General features: G+C 42.3%; 15 protein-coding genes. 5 read left to right on the top strand and 10 right to left on the bottom strand.

Features of this window, described 5'->3' with window-relative positions; all coding sequences use genetic code 11:
- Nucleotides 1-24: 24 nt before the first annotated feature.
- The 5 genes from ACIGBM_RS10755 to ACIGBM_RS10775 form a co-directional block, all read right to left on the bottom strand.
- On the bottom strand, nt 25-1,587 hold the full coding sequence (locus tag ACIGBM_RS10755; RefSeq protein ID WP_397477749.1) for a DUF1513 domain-containing protein: 1,563 nt from the start codon (nt 1,585-1,587) through the stop codon (nt 25-27).
- Between the two features lie 3 nt (nt 1,588-1,590).
- Nucleotides 1,591-2,742 (bottom strand): imelysin family protein, encoded by a 1,152-nt coding sequence (locus tag ACIGBM_RS10760; RefSeq protein WP_397477750.1) that lies wholly within the window; start codon nt 2,740-2,742, stop codon nt 1,591-1,593.
- A gap of 83 nt (nt 2,743-2,825) precedes the next feature.
- Nucleotides 2,826-4,502 carry a di-heme oxidoredictase family protein gene (locus ACIGBM_RS10765; RefSeq protein ID WP_397477751.1) on the bottom strand — a complete coding sequence of 559 codons (1,677 nt, stop codon included), beginning with the start codon at nt 4,500-4,502 and terminating at the stop codon, nt 2,826-2,828.
- A 285-nt stretch (nt 4,503-4,787) separates the two neighbouring features.
- A complete protein-coding gene (locus ACIGBM_RS10770) occupies nt 4,788-6,248 on the bottom strand; it encodes an imelysin family protein (RefSeq protein ID WP_397477752.1) in 1,461 nt (486 codons plus the stop codon).
- Nucleotides 6,249-6,619: 371 nt separating this feature from the next.
- Nucleotides 6,620-7,276, bottom strand: coding sequence for an OmpA family protein (locus ACIGBM_RS10775; RefSeq protein ID WP_057761553.1), 657 nt, complete (start codon nt 7,274-7,276; stop codon nt 6,620-6,622).
- Between the two features lie 375 nt (nt 7,277-7,651).
- Between ACIGBM_RS10775 and ACIGBM_RS10780 the strand changes: the two genes are divergently transcribed.
- From ACIGBM_RS10780 to minE, 5 genes are all read left to right on the top strand, one after another.
- On the top strand, nt 7,652-8,614 hold the full coding sequence (locus ACIGBM_RS10780; RefSeq protein WP_397477753.1) for an acyltransferase: 963 nt from the start codon (nt 7,652-7,654) through the stop codon (nt 8,612-8,614).
- Between the two features lie 381 nt (nt 8,615-8,995).
- The gene (locus ACIGBM_RS10785) at nt 8,996-10,093 is read left to right on the top strand and encodes a hypothetical protein (RefSeq protein WP_397477754.1); all 1,098 of its coding nucleotides are present in this window, start codon (nt 8,996-8,998) and stop codon (nt 10,091-10,093) included.
- 71 nt (nt 10,094-10,164) lie between these two features.
- Nucleotides 10,165-10,989 carry a septum site-determining protein MinC gene (minC, locus tag ACIGBM_RS10790; RefSeq protein WP_397477755.1) on the top strand — a complete coding sequence of 275 codons (825 nt, stop codon included), beginning with the start codon at nt 10,165-10,167 and terminating at the stop codon, nt 10,987-10,989.
- Between the two features lie 289 nt (nt 10,990-11,278).
- The gene (minD, locus tag ACIGBM_RS10795; RefSeq protein WP_057761560.1) at nt 11,279-12,091 is read left to right on the top strand and encodes a septum site-determining protein MinD; all 813 of its coding nucleotides are present in this window, start codon (nt 11,279-11,281) and stop codon (nt 12,089-12,091) included.
- Nucleotides 12,092-12,093: 2 nt separating this feature from the next.
- Nucleotides 12,094-12,384: a cell division topological specificity factor MinE gene (minE, locus tag ACIGBM_RS10800; RefSeq protein WP_057762631.1), complete on the top strand. Its 291-nt coding sequence runs from the start codon at nt 12,094-12,096 to the stop codon at nt 12,382-12,384.
- An 85-nt stretch (nt 12,385-12,469) separates the two neighbouring features.
- Here the strand turns inward: minE and ACIGBM_RS10805 are convergent, their stop codons facing one another.
- From ACIGBM_RS10805 to ACIGBM_RS10825, 5 genes are all read right to left on the bottom strand, one after another.
- Nucleotides 12,470-12,997 (bottom strand): cytochrome b, encoded by a 528-nt coding sequence (locus ACIGBM_RS10805; RefSeq protein ID WP_296208121.1) that lies wholly within the window; start codon nt 12,995-12,997, stop codon nt 12,470-12,472.
- A gap of 139 nt (nt 12,998-13,136) precedes the next feature.
- Nucleotides 13,137-13,634, bottom strand: a complete 498-nt coding sequence (locus ACIGBM_RS10810; protein ID WP_296208123.1) for a hypothetical protein — start codon at nt 13,632-13,634, stop codon at nt 13,137-13,139.
- Between the two features lie 17 nt (nt 13,635-13,651).
- The gene (locus tag ACIGBM_RS10815) at nt 13,652-14,647 is read right to left on the bottom strand and encodes a chemotaxis protein CheB (RefSeq protein ID WP_397477756.1); all 996 of its coding nucleotides are present in this window, start codon (nt 14,645-14,647) and stop codon (nt 13,652-13,654) included.
- Complete coding sequence (locus ACIGBM_RS10820) at nt 14,637-21,500, bottom strand: Hpt domain-containing protein (protein ID WP_397477757.1); 6,864 nt, start codon at nt 21,498-21,500, stop codon at nt 14,637-14,639. The genes ACIGBM_RS10815 and ACIGBM_RS10820 overlap by 11 nt, the downstream gene beginning before the upstream one ends.
- A gap of 30 nt (nt 21,501-21,530) precedes the next feature.
- Nucleotides 21,531-22,466, bottom strand: coding sequence for a CheR family methyltransferase (locus ACIGBM_RS10825; RefSeq protein ID WP_397477758.1), 936 nt, complete (start codon nt 22,464-22,466; stop codon nt 21,531-21,533).

Genomic DNA, 22,466 nt, shown 5'->3' on the forward strand with positions numbered 1-22,466 from the left:
GTCGCTCTTGTTGAACGTCATGGATCACAATGCTTGCAAATGGTTGTCAAATGACATCATATGCAGTTGACTGTCTTTGATAATCCGCTCATGAGGTTCAACGTCGTTTACGTCCAACTTTACTTCTGGTAAAGCATTTACTCTTAACGCGGTTAACTGACCTTGACCGTCACTGACAATAAATCCTGTCGGCTCAGTATGTTTATCAATTTTACTCATTGAAGCACTAGAATTGGCTAAAACTGAAGCCCCTGCACAATCTGGCAGACTTACATCATCGATCAGCTTGCGAGTATGCAAATCATAAATCGCCGCACAGCCACCAATCGGCGTGGTCACACACAGTAAGTTACGCTCACTATCCACCGCCACGCTAGCGATATATTGGTGAAAACGTTGCCATTGATTGTTTGGCATGGTCAATGGAGTAAAGCTGCCGTCACCACGTTTATGAGTCAGCACTAACGGTACATTGATATGTTTTTCACCTTGGAACTGAATACCGATCATGACAGTGCCATTATCATGCATGGCTAAATGACGTACACTCATCTGATTATGTTCGGGAGTTATTTGCTCAAGCAGTGTGCCATCATGACGATTCAGATAAACCAGTGAGGGTCGCATGGTATCTAGATTTAGCTCTTCGCGTGAGGCCTGCTCGGTTTTGATACCACCATTTGCAATGACTAACGTTTCGCTATCAGGATGCATAATCAGCTCATGCGGGCCAATCCCATATGAGTCAAACTCTGCTACCTTTTGATAAGCGTCATTAGCATCATAGATACCAATTTTACCTGCCAGACTCACTGTGTCATTCTCAGTTACGTAGAGCAAGCTGCCATCTAAACTGTAGCAAGCATGACCATAAAAGTGACGGTTTACATCAGCTGTAATCGCATGTTGTACTTGCCCATTTGACGTATTGAGCACCCAAAACTTTTCACTGGGACGACGACCCATCACAACAACATCACGTCTTTGATCCACAGTGCTATGCTGAGTTTGAGCTTCAGATACATTGATAGGTAGAGGCTGAACAACGATGTCGTGGACACGCTCAGGCATAGTCGTCTGCCAAACGATTTGTCTGTCAGCATCAATACCTACCACACCAAAGTCGTGCTCATTCTGGCTTGATGTAGCCTGATCTTTTGGCAGTGATGCGACGCCACTGACCCAGCTGACTGGTCGTGCCAGCATCGTTGTCGTATGCATGACAGCAAAGTCAAGCGTGTTACTTTTATCATCACCTACAGCGTGATAAGCCTGCTTCCATGTTGCCGCTGCTTGCTCACAAGCATAACGTAAACGCGAAAGCTTCGGCATTGAATCAGGGCCAACTCGTAATACCTGCAACTGTGTACAAATACCGTCCACATAATCTTGCAGACTGGCATCTGGATGCTGCTGCTTACGATAACGATGATGAATACCGACCAGCGCCGCCGTACCCACTGCTGTCAGCACTGAAGTCGTCAAAAGCTCATGAGTTGACGAAGTTCTCCCAGACCGATTAGACCTATTTAACTGGTCATGAGTCTGGGCTGCTGACATTGCTGTACTCGCTTCGATAGTAGACATTATCTAATCGCCATCAGTGCTGTTAAAGCCCACACGGATACCAAGTGCTGGGATTAACTGGCGTTTAATCAGACGAGTGACATCAGTCAAATGATCGTACAATGCTTGTTGGTCGTCCTTATTCGCTTGTGATAAATCTTCTGGCATTTGTGCTAATAATGCAGTCGTATCAGCCAATGCAGTCGAGAGATTATCCGAAACTTTGTTTTCATCATTGCTACCAAGAATAGCCGTCAATACTGGGTCAGTCATGGCTTTATTAATCGTATCTAACTTAGCATTGATAATAGCGCGGCTCTGACCAGCAGTAGCAGCAGGCAGATGACCTTTTGCTTTACCTGTTAGACCGAGTGGCTGATCAATGGCATTAGACTTCATAGTCTCAATCAATGACAGTAGAGAGTTAATCCATTGATTTAGACCTCTATCGCTTTCTGCTGTTTTGTCTATCGCCAATAAATCAGTCGCGTTTTGCTGCCAGTTTTTCTCAATGTCTTTTAGACGCGTGCTCAACGCACTACTAGCGCTAATTACATAAGCACACTGACCAGCGTCTAGACTTTCATTAGCAAACAATGCCTCTTCTAATCCTGGCACGCCTTGTACGATAGCGCTCTCGCCAGCAAGTTGCTCTGGTGTTAGTTTTGGATTGGCAGCAATCAAATCAGCCACGCCACTGTGTACGAGTCCGCGCTCGTCAGGATAGTAGTTAATGTATAGATTGCTCATGCTAGCGGTCGCAGGACCAAAATTGACCATTTCAGCACTTGACCATGCTTGTGCCAACACTAGCCACTGTGCACGTAATGCTTGTAGCTCATCGCCACTTACGGGTGCTTGGGTACAATGTTTCTGCGCCAATTCATTCAATAGATCGCTTTGCTTGGCCGCATCAGCATACGCAGGAATCACGATATCGTCTGCCACATGAGTCAAGTACGTTTTTGCAGTCTCAGGACTGATATCTACTGCAACGATTTTCTCAGTACTTTCTTTGCTGTTTTCTACTGCGCTGTCCGTAGCTGCACTGTCTTGCACAACTTTTTGGCTGTCTACATCTGCAGCTTTGTTGTCATCGGCAGGTTTGACACAACTGATCAACAGTCCAGCACTTAATGCAGATAGCGCCATTGCCAAAGCGTGGTTTATTTTCATAGGTTTCTCGGTAATGTTATAGGTAGTAATTTATAGCGTTTTTATACTGATTTTATAATAGCGACTTTATTACAGTGATTTTATTACAGCGACTTTAGGAACGCATTAAGCTCTGCGCGACCTTGTTTGTCCAACTTCAATACTTGTTGCTTTTGCTTTTCGGCTTCTCCGCCATGCCACAAAACAGCTTCCATCAATGTACGGGCACGGCCATCATGTAAAAACGTCGCTTGAGGATCAACTGTCTGCGCAAGTCCTACGCCCCAAAGTGCTGGCGTACGCCATTCATAAGAATTGGCTAAAAACTCAACTTGGGCACTTTTTGGTGGTAGCTTACCAGCAATCGTACGATCAGCAAGATCATCGCCCATATCGTGCAACAGCAAATCTGTATAAGGATAAATCACTTGTCCATGCTGCTCAAGATGATCATCGTCGGTTTTTGGCAACTGATATCTTGGCGTATGACAGCTTTGACAACCCATGTCATAAAAACGCTTTTTGCCAGCCAGCACGAGCTTATCATCTGCATTACGGCGATGCGGCACTGCTAAATTGCGAGTATAAAACTCTACAAACTTAGCAACCTCATCGTTTACTTCCACAGGTGATTTACCATTGCCCTGCTCATCAGCCCCTGTCGCTGCATTTAGGCAAGCGGTCTGCGTTGGCATACAGGATTCATTAGGACGGATGTTCGACGTCAGACCCATGTCTTCGTTAAAGGCACTTTGGTTTTGGGTGATAAGTTTGGTTTGACCCGCTTTCCACCCAAATCGTCCAAGCGCACGCTTGCCCGTTTGTGGATCCATGACCCAGTTAAACTTACCACTGATATCGCTATCATTACTGTCGCTGGCTTGTTTTTTAATGTCATCGTCAGGTATTTGCTCTAGCAGCCCAAGCCCAATCATCGGTAGCGCCACACGCGGCGATACCATCATGTCCTCATCAAAAGCACCATAACCAGGTTTGGTCAAATTGAAAGTTGGCGCACGTAGTGTCTCAACATATCCGTCAGCAAAGGTAACTGGTTTGTCTGTCCACTGCACTGCGATTCTTGCTTCAGCAGGCACGCCCTGAATACCGCGATCTTGTAGCTGGCCACCATACATAGGATGGGCTACCTTTTCAATTAGCGAATCCTGTAGCTGCTGGCGCTGCTCATCGGTCGTCGCTGGCATAGACAGACGAATCAATAAACTATCAGCATCGTCATCCGCCGTCATCGGCGCATGACCTCGCCCATCTTTGACATGACAGGACTGGCAAGCGGCCACATTAAATAATGCGCCCAGTCCATCACGACTATCAGTACTAGCAGGTGCAACGACCCACGGTTGCTTAAAGAACGCATTACCGATAAAGAACAACCCTTTTCGAGAAGCTGCTAGATTCGATGAAGGCTTCGAGTAGCTCTCAGCACTGCTAATGCTAATACCAGAGTCACCGCCCTGCTTGATCTCTTGAGGGTCAAAGCTTACCAGTTGCTGCATCGGCACGCCTGCCAGTGTTTCTATATTTTTAGCGTGTTCGGACGACAGTGCTTGGCTTTTTTCACTGCTGCTTTCATTACTTGAGGCCTGCTCTGAAGTAACATCAGAAACATCATCAGAAGTGTCGTCAGAAACGCTATCAGATGGTTGACACGCACTGATAGCCATTGCACTCGCGATAATTAGCGCAAGCTTAGAAGGTATATGTCGTAGGATTTGAGTAGCAAGAGGAGAATCAGAGGGGTTAACATAATTGGCGTTCATAGAAATTAATTGCCTTAGCGCTAGAGTAGAACCATGAAAATTTTGTCATACCATCTCATTATATGTCGTCACAATCATTGCTTATCGACATATAATGAGACGGTACACCAGCCAATTGGCTCATTTAATGCTCGTAAAAATGCGTTGCCAACGGTGGCTGACAACGCACGTATTATATCTAATCTAAGTATCTAATAAACAGCGGTTACTGACCTATAACGACTAATAAAACGTCTCAAAGCTCATTAAAGGCTTTTAAATAAGGGCCGCTAGCTTAAATTTTCCTTAAAACTGTGACCCTGCATCTGCATCTAGATTATCAATTCCAACGGCTTTTGCAGCATTTTCGATACTGGCCGTCAGCTCTTGTAAGCTAGTGATGCCCGCTTCAACCCATCCACGACGGACGTTTTGTTCTTCAGCAGAGATACCTTCTTGGCTAGCTTGACCGACAGTTGCAATCATCTGGTCAATCTTGATGCCGTCTTTTTCGCCTTTTTCAACGATAACGTTGAACGCGCCTTCTACTTTGTTGAATTCAGCAGCCAATTTATCAGCAGCTTCTGTATGGCCGTTATCCGTTAGATAGTCTTTGATACCGTAGCCGCCCACTGTTTTACCAGCGACTGTTGTATAGCTACCATTAAAGACGTTTTGGATACCGCGCGCATTATTGGCATAGCTTAAATGAGTCAAATCACTAAAGCATTCGTGCTCATCTTCAGTAGAGCCAGTAACAAAAGCGACCTGCATACGCTCAGAAGCAAGCTCACCTAATGCTAAGCTGCCCATTTGATACATAATTTGGCGCAGACCATTATCATATTTGCGCGCTATCAAATCACTACGCAAGGTATTCTCAGTATCAGGCTGCCACTGAGCTTCCATCGCGGTCAAATCATCGACCAATAGTTGAGTTGCAGCGGTTAGGAATTCACCGCGGCGCTCACAGATACTGGCATCTTCATTGATGGTCTCACCACTAGTACACTGTCCAGCTTCAGTCGCATAGTCAGTGACTGGGCGATTACCTGCACCTTCTTTTACGCCATTATTGTCTTGACCCCACAGCATAAACTCAATCGCATGATAACCAGTCGTTACATTGGCTTCACTACCACCGATTTCATTCATTTCTGCGAGTAGCTGAGGTGTGATCGTACTGGTATCTTGCTTGATACTACCGACAGTAATGCTGTCGCTATTGATGATGTTCTCTTGGCTGTTATATTCGCCTTCATAGTCGTCACCAACATAATCAATCAGCGCTTCATCAAGTGGCCAAGCATTGATCTGCCCTTCCCAGCTATCGATGCTGTTGATGGCACGTTTGTCATTGGCAGTCACAAAGCCTTCATCAAAACGGAAAATCTCAGTTTGTGAATACGGTTGACGTGCTGCTTTATAGGCAGCTTTTGCAGCATCAAGGTTTTCTTGTGTTGGAGTGGCCACGTAAGTTTCTACCGCAGTTTGTAGCGCTTTGGCCGTGTCCAACGAGTCTTTATAAGCGGCGTGTGCCATATTTGCATAACTGATAATCAATCTATCAATATGTGCTTTTTCGGCAGCAGTCATCTCTGTATTATCAGCTGTCTCTGTGTTTGCTACTTCTATTTGCGTCTCTGTCGCAGCATTGGTGTCTTCATCGGCTTGCTTTGTACAGCCCGACACCATTAACAATCCTGCAAGTGCAACAGCTAAAGTAGTTGGTAAAAGCTTACGGCTCGTTACTGTGGTAATCGTCATACATATCCTCAAGAAATATAGCAAAAAATTCGTTTTGGTTAAGTAGCCTCAATTATTTTGATAATCAAGCCATGTTACAGCAGGCTATCTTAGCCATGCACATTGACTCTCAGTGCGCACGATAAGACGTTTAATATTGCATTGATAGCAAACACTGACAAATTATAGTGTTATTGATAATCATTATCAATATTTAATTTAATATTAACTATATCTATCAATCATCACTGTTTTATTCAAACTGAAAACACAAAAAAAGAGCCAGCATATTGCTGACTCTTTTTGAATATATGTGCTCAAATATCTAGCACATACTTAATAGCTATATAACTATTTATTAGTTATAGCTATTTATTAGTTATAGCTATTTATTAGTTTACGCTCTGTGGTGCATTAACTGTTAGCTCAACACGGCGGTTTTGACCACGGCCATATTCAGTGTTGTTGTCTGCGATTGGACGTGACTCGCCGTAAGCAACAACGTTTACACGGTTTGAAGCAACACCGCGAGCTGTTAAGTAGTTAGCAACAGAGTAAGCACGATCACGTGACAGACCCATGTTATAAGATGCTGAACCCTTGCTATCAGTGTGACCAGCGATAGTAATTGTGTTTTGGTTGTACTGGTTCATCGTTGAAGCAAGCTTATCAAGCGTTGGCTTGAATGATGAGCTAAGGGTTGCATCATCAAATGAGAACGTGATGCTACCTGGCATAACCAAATCAATGTTACCAGTGGTTGGGTTCTGCTCAACAGTTACGCCTGTGCCAGCCATTTGCTGCTCAAGTTGACGAGCTTGACGCTCCATGTAGTAACCAACGCCTGCACCTAGTGCTGCGCCGATAGCTGCATCACGACCAGTTTTGTCGCCGCCTGTTGCTTTTGAAATAGTTGCACCACCTGCTGCACCAACTAGACCACCTAGAGCAGCTTTGTTTAGACGCTGTTGTCCAGTATTTGGATCTGTTGTACAACCGCTAAGTGCTAGACCTGATGCTACTGCTGCAATCATTAAAGTATTACGCATAATATTTCCTCTTAAGTTTAAAAAATCGTGCTTTTTATAAAGATTGTCCATTAATCTTTTTTAAGTACTTATCTACATTCCCCATTATTATGGCAACTACAACCTATCTCTGTGTAATATTTTGTCATACCTGTGTATGAGAAGTGCAGGTTATATTTCAATGGTTTTATAGGTCAAATCTTCGTGCCTTGCTACCACTAGTCACGTTTACAGCCGTACACTACAACATGTTTCTGCTAAAATTATATCGCTGAATTTGTCGGCTTTAAATAGTCATGATCTAAAGCTTTACGTTCATAATATTCCTGACTTGACTAGGACAGATTCAGCGACATACGGCTTATTATTAATCAGATAGACTGAAAAGGATTGAGCATGCGATTGACATCTACCATTCGAAAAATGCATAAACGTTCGCCTAAACTGGGTAAAGCTGTGTCGCTTGCAACAGCTACTGGTGTCATCGCCGCCAATAGCTTCGGTGGTAGTATTCCTTTATGGCTAATGGGCGTCGGTAAAGTCATTACTGGCGCCTCTATTGCAGACAAAGCCGTCATCAAAATTGCTACTCACTGGATCAGTAGCAACAGTGCCTTAATCGACAATATGTTGCCTCGCAAAGACTGGCGTATCAACTTACCCGACGATATTCATACCAATGGCAAATACCTGCTAGTAAGCAACCACCAATCATGGGTCGATACCAGTATCGTGCAGTATATTGGCGAAAAGCGCTTGCCACTCACGCGATTTTTTACCAAGTTTGAGCTGATTTATATCCCTATCGTTGGCCAAGCTTTTTACTTTTTAGACTTTCCAATGATGCGCCGACACTCCAAAGAAGCCATTGCCAAAAACCCTGCGCTAAAAGGCAAAGACATCGAAGAAGCCAAACGTGCCTGCGCCCTATTAAAAGACAAACCTTTTACCTTATTAAATTATTTGGAAGGTACTCGTTTTACCAAAGCCAAACAAGCTCAGCAAAAATCGCCCTATACGCACTTATTAAAACCTCGTGCAGGCGGATTATCATTGGCTATTAGCGCACTAGGTGAAGATATCGATGGCATACTAGACATGACAATCGTATACCCTGATGGTGTGCCAAGCTATGGGGATCTTTGGAAAGGCAATATCAAACGTTTGGGCGTTGACTTGCGCTACATCGATATACCAGATGCGTTGTTCGAAAGTATCAAGCAAGGTGGCTACGAAAATGATGAAGACACAAAAGCTCAAATGTTCGACTGGGTTGAACAGGTGTGGCGTCAAAAAGATGAACGTATTAGCACTATGTTGGCAGATTTCGAAACTAGTCCTAAAGCGCAAGATGCCTAACAAAGACGCTCAACAATACTAAACTGGCTGAGCGTTAAATTTTATCAAATACCAAGCACAGTCTATGCAAGCGTACTAAGTAGTAAATATCGATGTAACAAACGTTGATGCAATAAGTATCGAGTACGAGATAAAAAGTTATTGAGGAACAAAGTTACGGGTACAGGTGTCACAATAGTCATATCTCACTTATGATGTTTACTGTTAAAACAGCCATGCATCGTAAGTAAATTTTAATCAAAGATGGGTTGTTTTTTAACCTTATTCATTGATAATGTGACTAATCATGAACTCATAGATTTTCGATGTCTACTTTAATAGTAAATGGTAGTAAATATCGATTTCTGACCCATTCTTTGTGCCATTTATTACTTATAAGGTATGACTGTGCCCACCTCTACTACTAGCTCGCCGTTAGCTACCGAATCTGTTTTGAGTCAGCCTCCTTATCCAATCAGTGATGAGCCGCCAAAACCGAACCATCCAAAGCCGAGTCGCTTTAAGCTCACTTACGATATTGTCATGATTATTGCCATCAGTATTGATCTGCTATTGATCAGTATCGATGCTATTTTGATGAGCAATTTTAGTAGTAATGCTGCAGAATGGCTAACCATCAGTGAAGGGCTCAATTGGTATCAGAGCACTCTACATGATCCTCTACGCACTGTTGGAGGATTTTTTACTATCTTTTTGGTCGTTGAGTTGCTATTGCGCTGGGCGATTGCCATTAAACAAAAAGTCTATTATCGCTGGTTCTTTTTCCCATTCGTTCATTGGTACGAAGTATTAGGCTGTTTTCCGCAGCTACGTGCTTTACGACTGCTGCGAGCGGTGGTTATTGGACGACGTCTATATCAGCTTGGCTACCAAGTACTGCCCCAGACGTGGATCAATCGAATCAAATTCTACATTGACCTACTGTTAGAAGAGCTCTCCGATCGCGTTATTTTGACAGCGATACAAAACTTTCGACAAGAGCTAACCAGTTCAGACACGCATAAATCATTCATTGAGTCGACGATTGCAAAAAATCGAAATGAGATTGAAGCGGCCGTATTGTCCGTGCTGCGTACAGAGCTTGCACCGAAGCTGCAGGAACTGACTGCCTCATCAGGTGGTGGCAGTATATTGGCTAGCGAAATGGGCAATGCTATTGAAGAAGGGTTGGCCAACACACCTGAATTGCGCCGCTATCTACGCATGATACCTATTGCGGGCAGCCTGATTGAGTCACAGCTACATCACGTCGGGCACAATATCGGTGAGAATGTCGTCAATGCATTAAACAAGCGACTTTTAGACCCTAAGCGCTTGGATATATTAATGATGGAAATTGCTAGCGGTATTGCGCAAATAGATACCAATAATACAGCGCTAGATACTTTGATTTCTAGTATCATTGATGACAGTTTGACTGCGTTTGAAGCGCAAGTAAAAGTACAGCAATGGAAGCACCAAGATATGCTAAATCTATAGTTTAGCTATCTAATAGCATGATGTAATAAGAGACATAATACCGTGACAGAATTATTTTTAAGGGTTTGTATATGACAGTTTCAGCTAACGATAACCAGACTGCACCAGCGCTAGCTTTCTATGGCAAGATGCTGACGTTTTCACGCGTACAGTTTAGTACAAGCGATCTAGCAGCTATAGAAGCTCAGCTAACTGAAACGCTCAGTAATAAATCGAGCAATATCCCTATCCTTATTGATAGTGACGTTGAGCAGGATTTATCAGCATTGGTAGAGCTGTTATGGGCATGGGGATTGCAGCCTATTGGCGTGGTGACAGGTATGCTTGATGCGCAAGCACGTGAGCAGCGCTTAGCGATATTTCCAGCAGATGGTAAGCGTATTGAGCGTATATTACCAAGTAAAAAAGCCCCCGTTCCTACCCAACTATCAGCAGAGAATGACAACGCTGAAGCAGTTAGTGCTAACAAAGTCGATAATGCTTCTACCACGAGCGAACCTGCCACTGAAACCACACTATCTAATATGCCCACCGAGACGTTGGTAAGTACTCAGCATATTACTAGCTTAATCTATGATCAAATGCTGCGTTCAGGACAAAGCCTCAATCACGTTGGCGGCGACTTGATTTTGACCAGTAGTATTAATAGCGGCGCTGAAGCGATTACTGACAATAGCTTGCATGTATATGGCCGTGCACAAGGGCGTTTGGTGGCAGGCGCAACAGGTGATAAAGATGCCCGTATATTCTGCCAAGTCTTTAATCCGTCATTGGTGTCAGTAGCAGGGACATATTGCTTACGAGACAATTTACCTGAGCATGTTATCGACAAGTCCGTGCAAGTAAAATTTGTAGAAGGCGAAGGCTTAGTGTTTACCGTGATGGATGAAACTTAAGACACCATTAAAAATAATACACCGTGAAGTGACTTTATAGAAAACTAAGGTAGTTAAGCTGCTCTATTCGACAAGCCAAAAAGCATAGTTATAACCCTACTAATACCACGCAGAGAGGCTAATTGAGCGATACATAGGTTGTTTTTCTGCTTTAGTATCGAGCTGCTATAAATTTTTGTTTATTTATGCTAGGCTAGCTTCGAAGATAGTATATATATGTTAGGTAAATAACATGTAATTTTGCTATTTATATAAAAGATATCCCATTGATTCATAGGAGTGTGCCATTGTGGCGAAGATAGTTGTAATCACTTCAGGTAAAGGCGGTGTGGGTAAAACCACGACAAGTGCTTCTTTTGCCGCTGGTTTGGCGTTACGTGGCTATAAAACAGTTGTTATCGACTTTGATGTAGGTCTACGTAATCTAGACTTAATCATGGGTTGCGAAAACAGAATTGTTTATGACTTCGTAGATGTCATCACTGGAAACGCGCGCTTGTCGCAAGCACTTGTCAAAGACAAACAGCTTGAAAACCTGTATATCCTGCCCGCCAGTCAAACGCGTGATAAAGACGCATTGACAGACGAAGGGGTATCAGAGGTAATGGCTGAACTCTCAAAGCAGTTTGACTATATTATTTGTGACTCACCTGCCGGTATCGAGCGCGGTGCACAGTTAGCGATGTATCATGCGGATGAAGCTATTATTGTTACTAACCCTGAGATCTCTTCAGTGCGTGACTCAGATAGAATCATCGGTATTCTGCAAAGTCAGACGAAAAAGGTAGAAGAGAACCAAGGTACTGTTCGTGAGCATTTGATTATTACTCGTTATAATCCTGAACGTGCGGCTGCCAATGAAATGATGGATATTGACACTATCTCGAACGATATCCTAAAAGTTCCACTACTTGGTGTTGTGCCTGAGAGCCATTCCGTGCTTGAAGCGTCCAACCATGGCGAACCAGTTATTCATTATACCGACTCTGTTGCTGGTCAATGTTATGAGGACATTGTCGCCCGTTTCTTGGGTGAAGAGCGCCCACTACGTCATATTGACGTGAAGAAAAAGAGTCTATTACAGCGCTGGTTTGGAGGATAATGATGACTAAGAAAAAAGGATTTTGGAGTAGCCTATTCGGTACTGACGACAACAGTAACGCAGGTAGCGCAAATTTAGCAACTGAGCGTTTAAAAGTTATCGTTGCTAGCGAAAACAGATTGAACAATCGCTTAACGGTTGATCGTATCGAGAAAATGAAACGTGAAATCTTAGAAGTTGTGAACAAATATGTTAACGGTGTGCAGATTGATGATGTCAATATTAACCATCGTTCTGAAGACAGCTTAGATGTGTTAGAGATGAATATTAATTTGCCTGAGCATAAGAAATAGCGTTCTAACAGTACGTATTTCTACAATAAATAAAAAAAGCCCCAAGTTTGATACTTGGGGCTTTTTAATGTTTATCGATTACAGATTATTTCATACGGGCAATGAGATTGTCTTTTTTGACAAACTGATGATATAACGCGGCTGCTATATGCAAGACCGTAAAACCAATAATCATTGGCCAGATAATCTCAGTATGCAAATTATTATAAAAACGAGCCAAGCTTCTATCTGGGGTCACGAATACAGGGATCTGAAAAATACCGAAAATATCAACCGGTCGACCGCCATATACTGCCATCAGTAAGCCAACCATTGGCATAGCAATCAGTATGGCATAGAGAGCAAAATGTGACAGCTGAGATATGAGCATTTGCCATTTTGGCATGGCTAACGGTGGTGGTGCCTTAGTAAAAATGCGGTTGATGACTCGGGCAATCATCCAAAATAATAGGCTCACGCCGAACGCTTTATGGTATCCAATAAACATATTGCTATCTAAATTTTCATATAGCAGGATCATTATCCATGTGGCTAACAGTAAAGCTGCACTAATCCAATGAAAAATACGGCTACTAACCGACCACTTTGATACATTCGAGTTGGCATTATTCATGAGTGACTCTACTACCTTTATCAGGAATTATCTCTAATCAGTTTTATAAGCCAGTTAATAACTCTTCAACAGATGAAGTCATTAACATTACTGGCTCACTATTTATAGAATGGAGAATACCTTAAATACAGGTGAGAATCTAGCCATCTAAGTCAACCAGGTGATAGGCAATTTTATCCAAATCTGGCACTAAATAGATTTCGTCATCAATCATCACTGTTTGATATAGGTAGGATGAGACGTCATTTTTATCGAAATACTCTTCCCTATCTTTGCCATTGGTAGTACTAAACTGTTCCGGTGTCTCTACATCTTTCACTTCAGAAATTCGTGCTTGCAGCTGACGCAGATCACCTGCCGTCTGTAAGGCAAAACGGTGATCAGTCGTATTACCTTCCAAAACAATCATTTTTTCTGGAGCTTGATCTTGCAGTAGCAAATGAAATACAGCCAAATCTTGCTGTTGCCAGTCGTATCTAGAAACCTGCTGCTGGGAATCATCCACACTCAAAATTAGGCTGCTTGGAATGATCCAGTCCGGCTGGTTAACGGCTGGAACAATGGTGACGTCAAGCATACCGTTGTTGGTAGTCAACAGACTCACAGCCTCAAACGAATGTTTCAAAATTTGTGTCATACGTCACTCGCAATAAGTTAATGTGAACGGCTAGCTGCCCTTTCACCAATGTAATCGGTTAGTTTTTTTGCTAAATCGGTAGGGCTACCAACAAAATTGCAATACCCTGAGTCAATGATAGCCTGAGGCTGACTTGGACATGCGCTCAAGCTCGGATCTTGTGCCCATAATTGACTGTTATTGTCTTGGATTAGGTCTAGATACTGAGAGCCATCATTACCCATACCTGAAAATATAATATTAATAAGCTCGCTACCATGAACATCACTGGTATTTTTGAGCAGCTGCCCGATTGCAGGCTTATATTCACCATGCCAATCTTGATCCAATAGTATCACGCGACCCGTTGAATCACAGACAACCTGCTTATCAATAGGAACTATCAGACACTCTCCTGCTCGTAGCCGCTGTGAAGAAGCGATAATCTTACAGCGCCAGTCATTATGACGGTTAAGTATGCGGGGCAACGTGCCAATCATGGCCTGATTGAAATGATGCGCCAATAAAATACAAATTGGCAGTGTGGCTGGCACATTATCTAAGAATTCTTTAACCGCACTAGGGCCACCCATAGAAGCACCCAAAAATACGACATAATGCCAGTCAGTATCAGCACTCTTGTAAACTGGAGCATCTACCAGTGTTGGCAAGTCAAGCAGTTGAGCAAATTTACGCTTTAACTTACGCTGCCATTTTGCATATTCTTGTGATTCGTTTAGGTACGGAGCCTGACTGAAACCAACCAGTACTGCTGCTGGTTTGGATGCCACCGTCGCTATTGCCACACTATCATCATAGTCACTGTCTATCAGCCAAATATCGATAGCTGAATTAGAAAGCTCACCTGTTTCCTGCCACTGTGCTCGTGACACACAGCCGACTAGTATAAAGCCGAACCCACGGACCGTATCTGAAAAAGCCATGCGCTGGCGGTGATCTTCTGCCACCACCATCACTTTAATATCGTTTCTATTTTTTTTTCGCAGCGCTAAAACACGTGCATTATCCTTCATTAGTCAGGCTTACCCCTTCACCTAGTAATTTTTGCATTTTATCAAGCAGCTCTTTTTCTTGGAATGGTTTACCCATATAGTCATTCACACCAATCTCCAAGGCACGCTCACGATGCTTTTCGCCAGTACGTGACGTTATCATAATAATTGGAATTTGCTTTAAACGATTGTTATGTCTGACTTGAGTGGCAACCTCGAAGCCGTCCATACGAGGCATTTCGATATCAAGCAATATCATATCTGGTGTCATATCCTGCAATATCTCAATTGCGTCAATACCATCTTTAGCGACGGCCACATTGAACCCTTGGCGCTCTAAGAAACGTGAGGTTACTTTACGCACTGTCACTGAATCATCGACAACTAGAATGGTAGATTTAGACTCTATACGACCTCTTTTAGCATCAGCAGCTTTCGTAATATTCTTGACCAATTGCGCATTACGCATAAGAGCAATCAGATCTAAGATGAGCATGACCGAGCCATCACCCATGATAGTAGCAGCTGAAACCCCTGGAATATTTGATAACTGTTGGCCTAAAGGTTTAACAACAACTTCTATGCGCGAACCTGCAATCTGATCCACTTGCAAAGCAATATTCTGTCCGGTACGGTTTTTAATAATGATAAGCGGTAAGCTGGTATTGGTATTTACGACCAACTCATTCAACTTATTGCCTGATAAAATTTCATTTAGATAACGTACTCGATACTCAGTGTCTTCAAAATTCAATGTGGCATCATTTGATTGATAATAGTCATAGAGCTTCTCTGGATTCACTCGAACCACGCGCTCAATCTGTACCAATGGAATTGCATAGTAGCGATCTGCAGCACGAACAACCAACGCGTCCGACACGGCTACCGTCAATGGTAGGCGCATTGTGAAACTTGAGCCTTTACCCAACTCTGAGACGACGGATACCGCCCCACCTAGTTGGCGAATCTCACTAATAACAACGTCCATACCAACGCCACGTCCAGAAATCTGAGTTACTTGCTTACTAGTACTCAATCCAGCGTTGAAAATATATTGCATAATATCAATGTCTGACAGACTATTATCGTCTGCATCAATTAGACCCTGAGAGATGGCTTTACTACGTACTGCTTCAACATCAATACCTCGTCCATCATCTGTTAATTGAATGACGATTTCACTACCTTCACGACGGACTTCAAGGGTAATACGGCCACTACGCTCTTTGCCTGACTTCAGACGGGTTGACGTGGTTTCAATACCATGGTCGACAGCATTACGTAACATATGCTCAAGCGGTGACGTAATGCGCTCTAGGATGGTTCTATCCATCTCATCATCAGCATTAATGATGGTCAGTTCAACAGACTTATTAAGCTCGTTAGCTGTTTGACGTACGATACGTTCCAGACGTGGTGTCAAGCGCGTAAATGGCACCATACGTGAATTCATCAAACCATCTTGCAGTTCCGTCTGGGTACGAGATAACTGTAGCAACAGGCTTTCACTATCACGGGTCTTTTCTAATAATGTATGGTTAATATCAACCAAATCTGAGGCCGACTCTGTTAAAGATTTAGACAGCTGATTCAAAGATGAGTATTGATCCATCTCGAGAGGGTCAAAGTCTTCATTATCGATGAGTTCCTCATCTATCTGAGACAAAATTTGTGCTTCTAGCTCGATCTCCATACGACGTAGCTGATCTGCCAAGCGTTGTACTGTCGTACCCATCTCTTCGATACTGTTTGTTAGACTACTGATACCCATATCGATACGAGCACGGTTAATCGCTGACTCACCAGACAAGTTAATCATGTGCTCAATCAAACCACCTGAGATACGAATCATCTCATTGCTACTAGCGCTCTGATCTTCCTCATGAGTATCTCTAAGCATAGACGGCATTTCACTGATATCTTTTGCAAGATACTGCGAATCTTGGTTTTCCTTGGCAATCAAGATTGCTTCACGCTGGGCTTGTAGAGACTCTTTAGGTATCGTTTTTAGGCTATCAGGGTTTCTACCAAACTGCTCCAACGCTTCAATTAACAGCGTAGGCGTCGGTGGATTAACATGTTGTTGAAGAATAAATACTGCATCAGCTAGCCAGTCATGACTTGCAACCAGCAACTCTAATACTTTTTTAGTGGCTGGACGTCGATTACTAACAAAGTCCGTATAAACTGATTCCATTTCGTGAGCTAAGTCAGCAATACCAGAGGCAGTGACCATGCGTGCGCCACCCTTTATGGTATGTAAGTCACGTTGGAGCGCTTGTAACGCTGTGGTATTACTCGTGTCTTTTAAGAACAAGTGCAGATACTTATTACGATTGGTAAGCTCTTCTGCCTCTTCCAAAAATACTGCTAATATATCAGGATCAGGGAGTCCGTTAGCCCATGATTGTTTAATCATGCTATCCAGACTTAGGGTACTCAATACCTCATTATCACTGTCAACAACATTGGCAGCAATGCTACGCTCTGTAGGTTCAAAATGATTTTTTGGTACTGGTATGACTAAATCGACTACCTCTGGTAACGTTTTTGCTTTTTCAAGCTGGCGCAACTGTTCAATCAGCTCTGGAGTAAAGAAAGATTTCTTATGACTCACAATATGCATCACTTGCAGTGACATCGTGTCTTGCACCATTTGCATGATTTCAAGCCACTGCGCGGTTGGCGCTCTTCGGTTCTCTACAAACGACTCATAGACACTTTCTGCTTCATGGGTCAAATCACCAATACTACGGATACCAGCCATCCGTGCACCGCCTTTGATCGTGTGCAAATGGCGCTGTAGAACCTTTAGAGCATTGGTATTTGTGATATCGGCACGCCACTTATTAAAGCTTTCATCTAGTGCAGTATCAAGCTCTTGTGCTTCTTCTAAAAATATTTCTAACAGCTCGATATCAGTATCAATAGTCTCAAACTGTAGCTCAGGTGCTGGAACGGCTCTAACGATAAAACCAACGTCTTCGTTTTCATCCCTTTCTTGATAAATACTTCGTAGCTCATCAATGACTTGTTTATCTATTTTTAAGGAGGTACTTCCAGCTAAAGCATCGAACAAGCCTATCAGTTGAGCGTGACCTGCATGTAATATTGCTTGAATGTCTTTATCTTGAGCCTTATCGATATAATTACTCAAATAACGGTATGTGTTGCCAAGTTCATCAAGGATTGTGACAAATTTTGGAAATGCTTGCGCCTTTTCCATGAGAGCAGCTATTTGTGAAACTTGCTGCTCTACATAGCTCTGGACATGCTCTATTTCAGTATGGTTAAGTGCATCTTCCAATTCCCATTCAGCATCTAACAAGGCATCAATATTACTATCTAATAGCTCTTCTATCGACGGCTTCCTATCTGTCATCACGGTAGTATCACTGACAACATATTGTTCGTCTAGCATTGCTTGTAATGATGCTATATCTTGTTGACTTTGCGAATCCTTGTTCTCTACTGATACATCATGCTGTTCTGTATTTTGTTTATAATTATTTAAATAGCCATCTATTAGTTTCGCTGACTGAGCCAACGCCTCTAGGTGTTGAGCATTCATCCCAGTATCCTGCTGCTGTAATAACTCTAGGCTATGTTCAATAGTTGCACTGACTTCGCTGATAGCGGCCAAAGCACTAGAACCAGAGGCGCCACGCAAAGTATGGAATGCGCGTACGATTTCATCTGTGATTTCTATACAATGCTGCTCTCTGTTGTCTTTGACAAACTGTTCGATACGATCAAGCAACTCTTCTGCTTCATCAATAAATATCTTACAAAATACTTTCTCTTCCTCGCTTTGAGGAGTAAGAACAACCGCTGCCTCAGCCATTCTTTCGTTAACTGAATGAAAGGTCTGTAAGGTAGAATCTATTGCTTCATTACTGTTGTCATCGTAAGCATTGCCAGTATTAGCCGTATCAGGCCATGGCTTCGTTTCTTCCATCTCATCTATAGAACTATCTACTGATTGTGCAAACAAAGTAGAATAGCTAAATCCATTACCCTGCTGTTTGCTATATGCATCAGCACACGCAATCCACACTGGAACTACAGCTGGATAGTCTTGAGTACCCTGTTCAAATGCTACAAGCATCTTGGGGTAAGCTGCCAGTACATCTATAATCAACTGACGCATATCAGCTGAGATAGCGACACTGTTATCCAAAACACGGTTAAGCATGTTTTCTATAGACCATGCTAGTTCAGCTGTATAGTTAGCGCCTACCATGCGACCCGAACCTTTTAAAGTATGGAAACCACGGCGAATATCCTTTAAGCCCTCTAGATCGCTCGGTGTTTTCTGCCAGCTTTCATACAATGGCACAATTTCTGCCAATACTTCACTGGCTTCCTCTATAAATATCTCTTTGATATCAAGATCTGCATCGTTGGCATCAGCTGGTAGTTGATTGGTTTCTTTAATAAAAGGTGTAAGAACTTCTGGAATTTCCAATGTAGATAGATGCTCGTTGATATTCGCTTCTTTGTTATTCGAGTCGGTAACCAACTCGGTAATATCGTTATTAGAATCGCTATCAGCATCATCAATCTCTAGTAATGCCTTTTCTAATTCTGCATCATCCGACATAATCTCTTTAGGAGCAAGTTCAGCTATCACCAGTCCAGTATTAAGAGGCTGTTGGCGCATTAGATTGCTACTTTGTAAGATAGTAATCGCAGGATCAAAGCTTGGTAAGCGCTGCGCTTCAAAATCTGTTACCAGTGTTGGTAAGCTTTTTGTCGTATCAATCACTAGGCTCACAATTTCATCTGTTACAGGCAGCGTCTTATCCAATAACCGATTGAGTAGATTTTCGATTGACCATGCTATTTCACTGATACTAAAAGCACCAACCATACGACCTGAACCTTTTAGAGTATGAAACCCTCTCCGCACTTCGGTCAGTGGTGTCAAATCTTGTGAGTCTTGCTGCCAAATTGGTAAAAAGTCTCTGAGATCCGCAATTACTTCTGTCACTTCTTCAATGAAAATATTATGAATTTCTACATCAGTCTCAAAACTGTCAGGTTTGACTTGCTGACGAGCCTGTTTCAACAAATCACTTTCGATATTATTAGATAAATGCACACTATTTTGACTAGCCACCTGCTCCGCATCTCCATTGACAATAGGTTCAACCTCACCACTATCGTCATAACGCACAACATCGTTCGCTGACAGTTTTTGAGTAGGCACTGTCTGATCAAGCATCTCTGGTGTTTCAATATAAGTATTTAGAAGCTGTGTTGCTTTGGCTGTATGTTCATTTGCCAGTGTAAGTAACTGCTGATCGAAAACCTGCTGTGCGAGGTAATCAAGTAATAGCTCAATAGAGGTTAAGCTCTCAGCCAATGCTTGAACCAAACTCCAACTTGGTGTCGTAATTTGATGAGTGTTCAATCGTTCAAATATGCTACCTATGTCTTCTATTGTTTTACGAATTACTGGCAGCCCCATATCATCAAAAGCTTGACCAATACTAATAAAATCATTATTAGCTGGTATTAATAGAATGTCTTGACGCTGTATATACTCATTAAAACTTTGCTTTATTTCTTCTACTGCGATTCGCAGCTCACGTATGCCATCATCGGTTGGAATAATTTCACTCTTACCTATCGAATTGCTCTCTTCACCATCCGTTATATCTGGCAAAGTAGTAAAAGAAGTCGCCCCCCCAATTTTGAGTGAAATTGTTTTTTCAGTACTATAAATAGCGTTATATAACTCTTGCAGCTTGCGTTCAATTTGCCATTGCTCTTGCGCAAAGCCCATTTCGGATGAAAAAGCCTGTTCTAAATCTGCAAGAATTGATTCCACTTGAGACACGTAATAAGTCCAGCCTCGGTTTTTAAGTTGGCTCTTGATGCGTTCTAGAGGTATTACCAAAGTATCTGGCTCATCTAGCTTGAAGATAAGTTCTTCAAGTTCATTCAATAATCTTGGTAAAAAACGTGGGGCTGTCGTTGCATTTCGTGTTACTTCATCCAAAATAGATTGAGTGCGTTTGCTACTATAAGTTAGATAGCTTAGTTCTATATATATTTCCGTAGTCAATCTGAAAATCGTACCTGAAGGCAACACATCTGAATAGATATAGGACTCTATAATTTGATCAAGCTGACTCAATAATGGTGAGTAATGCTCAGGTATCGGTGTTTCATTGTGAGTAAGATCACTTAGCAACAGTTCAGTTAAGTACCAAAGTCTCTGTAGTCCCTTATCATGTGTAGTCTGCCATAAGTATTGACTAACTTTTTCTAGAGTACTTAGTAAAGATGATTGGTTTGTATTAGTGATCAATAACTCTTGTACTTGTTGACGCCATACGAGTAGCAACTGCTGATACTGTTCATTGGTTAAAGTAGAAGTAGCTGGACCCGTTGGTACGACCACTTCAATACTATTGATAATATTTTCGTTATTAGCATATTCATGCTCAATATCATTAACTTTTATAGATAAGTTAGTTTCTATATCTCGTTGAGACAAAGCTCGAGTCAGTTCATGAGTAGCTTTAGTGACTAAGCCAGTATGGTAACTTCCTGTACGTGCATATTGGTTGATCTCACGTTGCAATAACCGGTGAGAAAACTGGCCTACACGACGCTCTTTGATAGAAAAGTCATCGTTACTTGCTAGTGTTGCAAGTTGACTCAAATTGCTAGCGATACTTGCCAACAAAGGAAGGTTAAGTATGATTAGCGCACCACTAATCTGGTGATAATGTGATGTCAGTTGCTTATGATCAATATTGGACTCACCCAATTGCCAACCATCAGATACCTGTGATAATTGCTGATTAAATAATGGTAGTAACCATTCAAGTGTCACTATGTCATTGGGCTGTTTCTTCATAGGGTTATCCTAACTCGTCTATGCACTAATTTAGGCACTAATTTTTTGCCACACATTAACCTGTGGGTGCGCAATACGGCGCATATTTGAAGGACGCCAGAACAACGCCTCACCTGGAGCCAATATAATATATCCCCCTAACGTACACTGCTCTGCTAGCCGAGTCAAAATATCACGCTGATCGAATTTTCGAAAATATAGCAGCATATTTTGACAAATAATCACATGTTGAGGGTGAGCGGTAGGTGGGGTTTTTTCAATAATATTATGTACAGAAAAACTGACGTGTGGGCGTAATTTAGGCTCTACTTGCCAGTTTGGCTGTATACTATCATTCACTTCTGGCGTAGGAGACAAACTATCATTCGTATTATTTGTCTCACTTTTAGTTAGAAGCGGTTGAATAAATTGCTGACACAGTTGCGGAATTAAGCACTGTTGGCGTTTGTCATACTGTCCAAGACGTGCATTTTTAATTGCCTCTTCACTAACGTCCGTTCCTAGTATTGAATAATTTGAAAATTGCTGTGCTGATAGACTCATAGCTAATGACCAAGCTTCCTGTCCACTTGCACAACCCGCACTCCAAATACGGAACAAGGCTTTATTATTGTCTACTGTTCGATACTGCGATGCACATTTTATGACAAAATCTATAGAAGGCTTATGACGAAAAAAACGACTTTCATGAATCAGTACCTTATCTAATAGTCGCTGACGTAACTCATTGTCCTTCGGTAGGTTATACCATAGCTGCTCAGCAGTTGATCCATTCGATTTTGCCACACACTCAATTGCATTAATGAACCACTGTAGCTGTATATCTGGAAGCACAAAACCGATTTCTTTCTCTATGTACTTTTGCCACTTTTGTACGTCAAAATGATCGTATTGCATTAAGGAATTGCTCGATGCAAATTCGACTGTACTCAGTGGCTTTTTATCTGCTTTAGTAAGTTTATTCAC

Origin of the sequence: Psychrobacter sp. NPDC077938, assembly GCF_044542635.1 — a bacterium.
Classification (GTDB): Bacteria; Pseudomonadota; Gammaproteobacteria; order Pseudomonadales; family Moraxellaceae; genus Psychrobacter.

Bases quoted from the DNA above. Each gene is read 5' to 3' on its own strand.
- ACIGBM_RS10755 (WP_397477749.1), bottom strand. From the start codon at position 1,587: ATGTCTACTATCGAAGCGAGTACAGCAATGTCAGCAGCCCAGACTCAT.
- ACIGBM_RS10760 (WP_397477750.1), bottom strand. From the start codon at position 2,742: ATGAAAATAAACCACGCTTTGGCAATGGCGCTATCTGCATTAAGTGCT.
- ACIGBM_RS10765 (WP_397477751.1), bottom strand. From the start codon at position 4,502: ATGAACGCCAATTATGTTAACCCCTCTGATTCTCCTCTTGCTACTCAA.
- ACIGBM_RS10770 (WP_397477752.1), bottom strand. From the start codon at position 6,248: ATGACGATTACCACAGTAACGAGCCGTAAGCTTTTACCAACTACTTTA.
- ACIGBM_RS10775 (WP_057761553.1), bottom strand. From the start codon at position 7,276: ATGCGTAATACTTTAATGATTGCAGCAGTAGCATCAGGTCTAGCACTT.
- ACIGBM_RS10780 (WP_397477753.1), top strand. From the start codon at position 7,652: ATGCGATTGACATCTACCATTCGAAAAATGCATAAACGTTCGCCTAAA.
- ACIGBM_RS10785 (WP_397477754.1), top strand. From the start codon at position 8,996: ATGACTGTGCCCACCTCTACTACTAGCTCGCCGTTAGCTACCGAATCT.
- minC (WP_397477755.1), top strand. From the start codon at position 10,165: ATGACAGTTTCAGCTAACGATAACCAGACTGCACCAGCGCTAGCTTTC.
- minE (WP_057762631.1), top strand. From the start codon at position 12,094: ATGACTAAGAAAAAAGGATTTTGGAGTAGCCTATTCGGTACTGACGAC.
- ACIGBM_RS10805 (WP_296208121.1), bottom strand. From the start codon at position 12,997: ATGAATAATGCCAACTCGAATGTATCAAAGTGGTCGGTTAGTAGCCGT.
- ACIGBM_RS10810 (WP_296208123.1), bottom strand. From the start codon at position 13,634: ATGACACAAATTTTGAAACATTCGTTTGAGGCTGTGAGTCTGTTGACT.
- ACIGBM_RS10815 (WP_397477756.1), bottom strand. From the start codon at position 14,647: ATGAAGGATAATGCACGTGTTTTAGCGCTGCGAAAAAAAAATAGAAAC.
- ACIGBM_RS10820 (WP_397477757.1), bottom strand. From the start codon at position 21,500: ATGAAGAAACAGCCCAATGACATAGTGACACTTGAATGGTTACTACCA.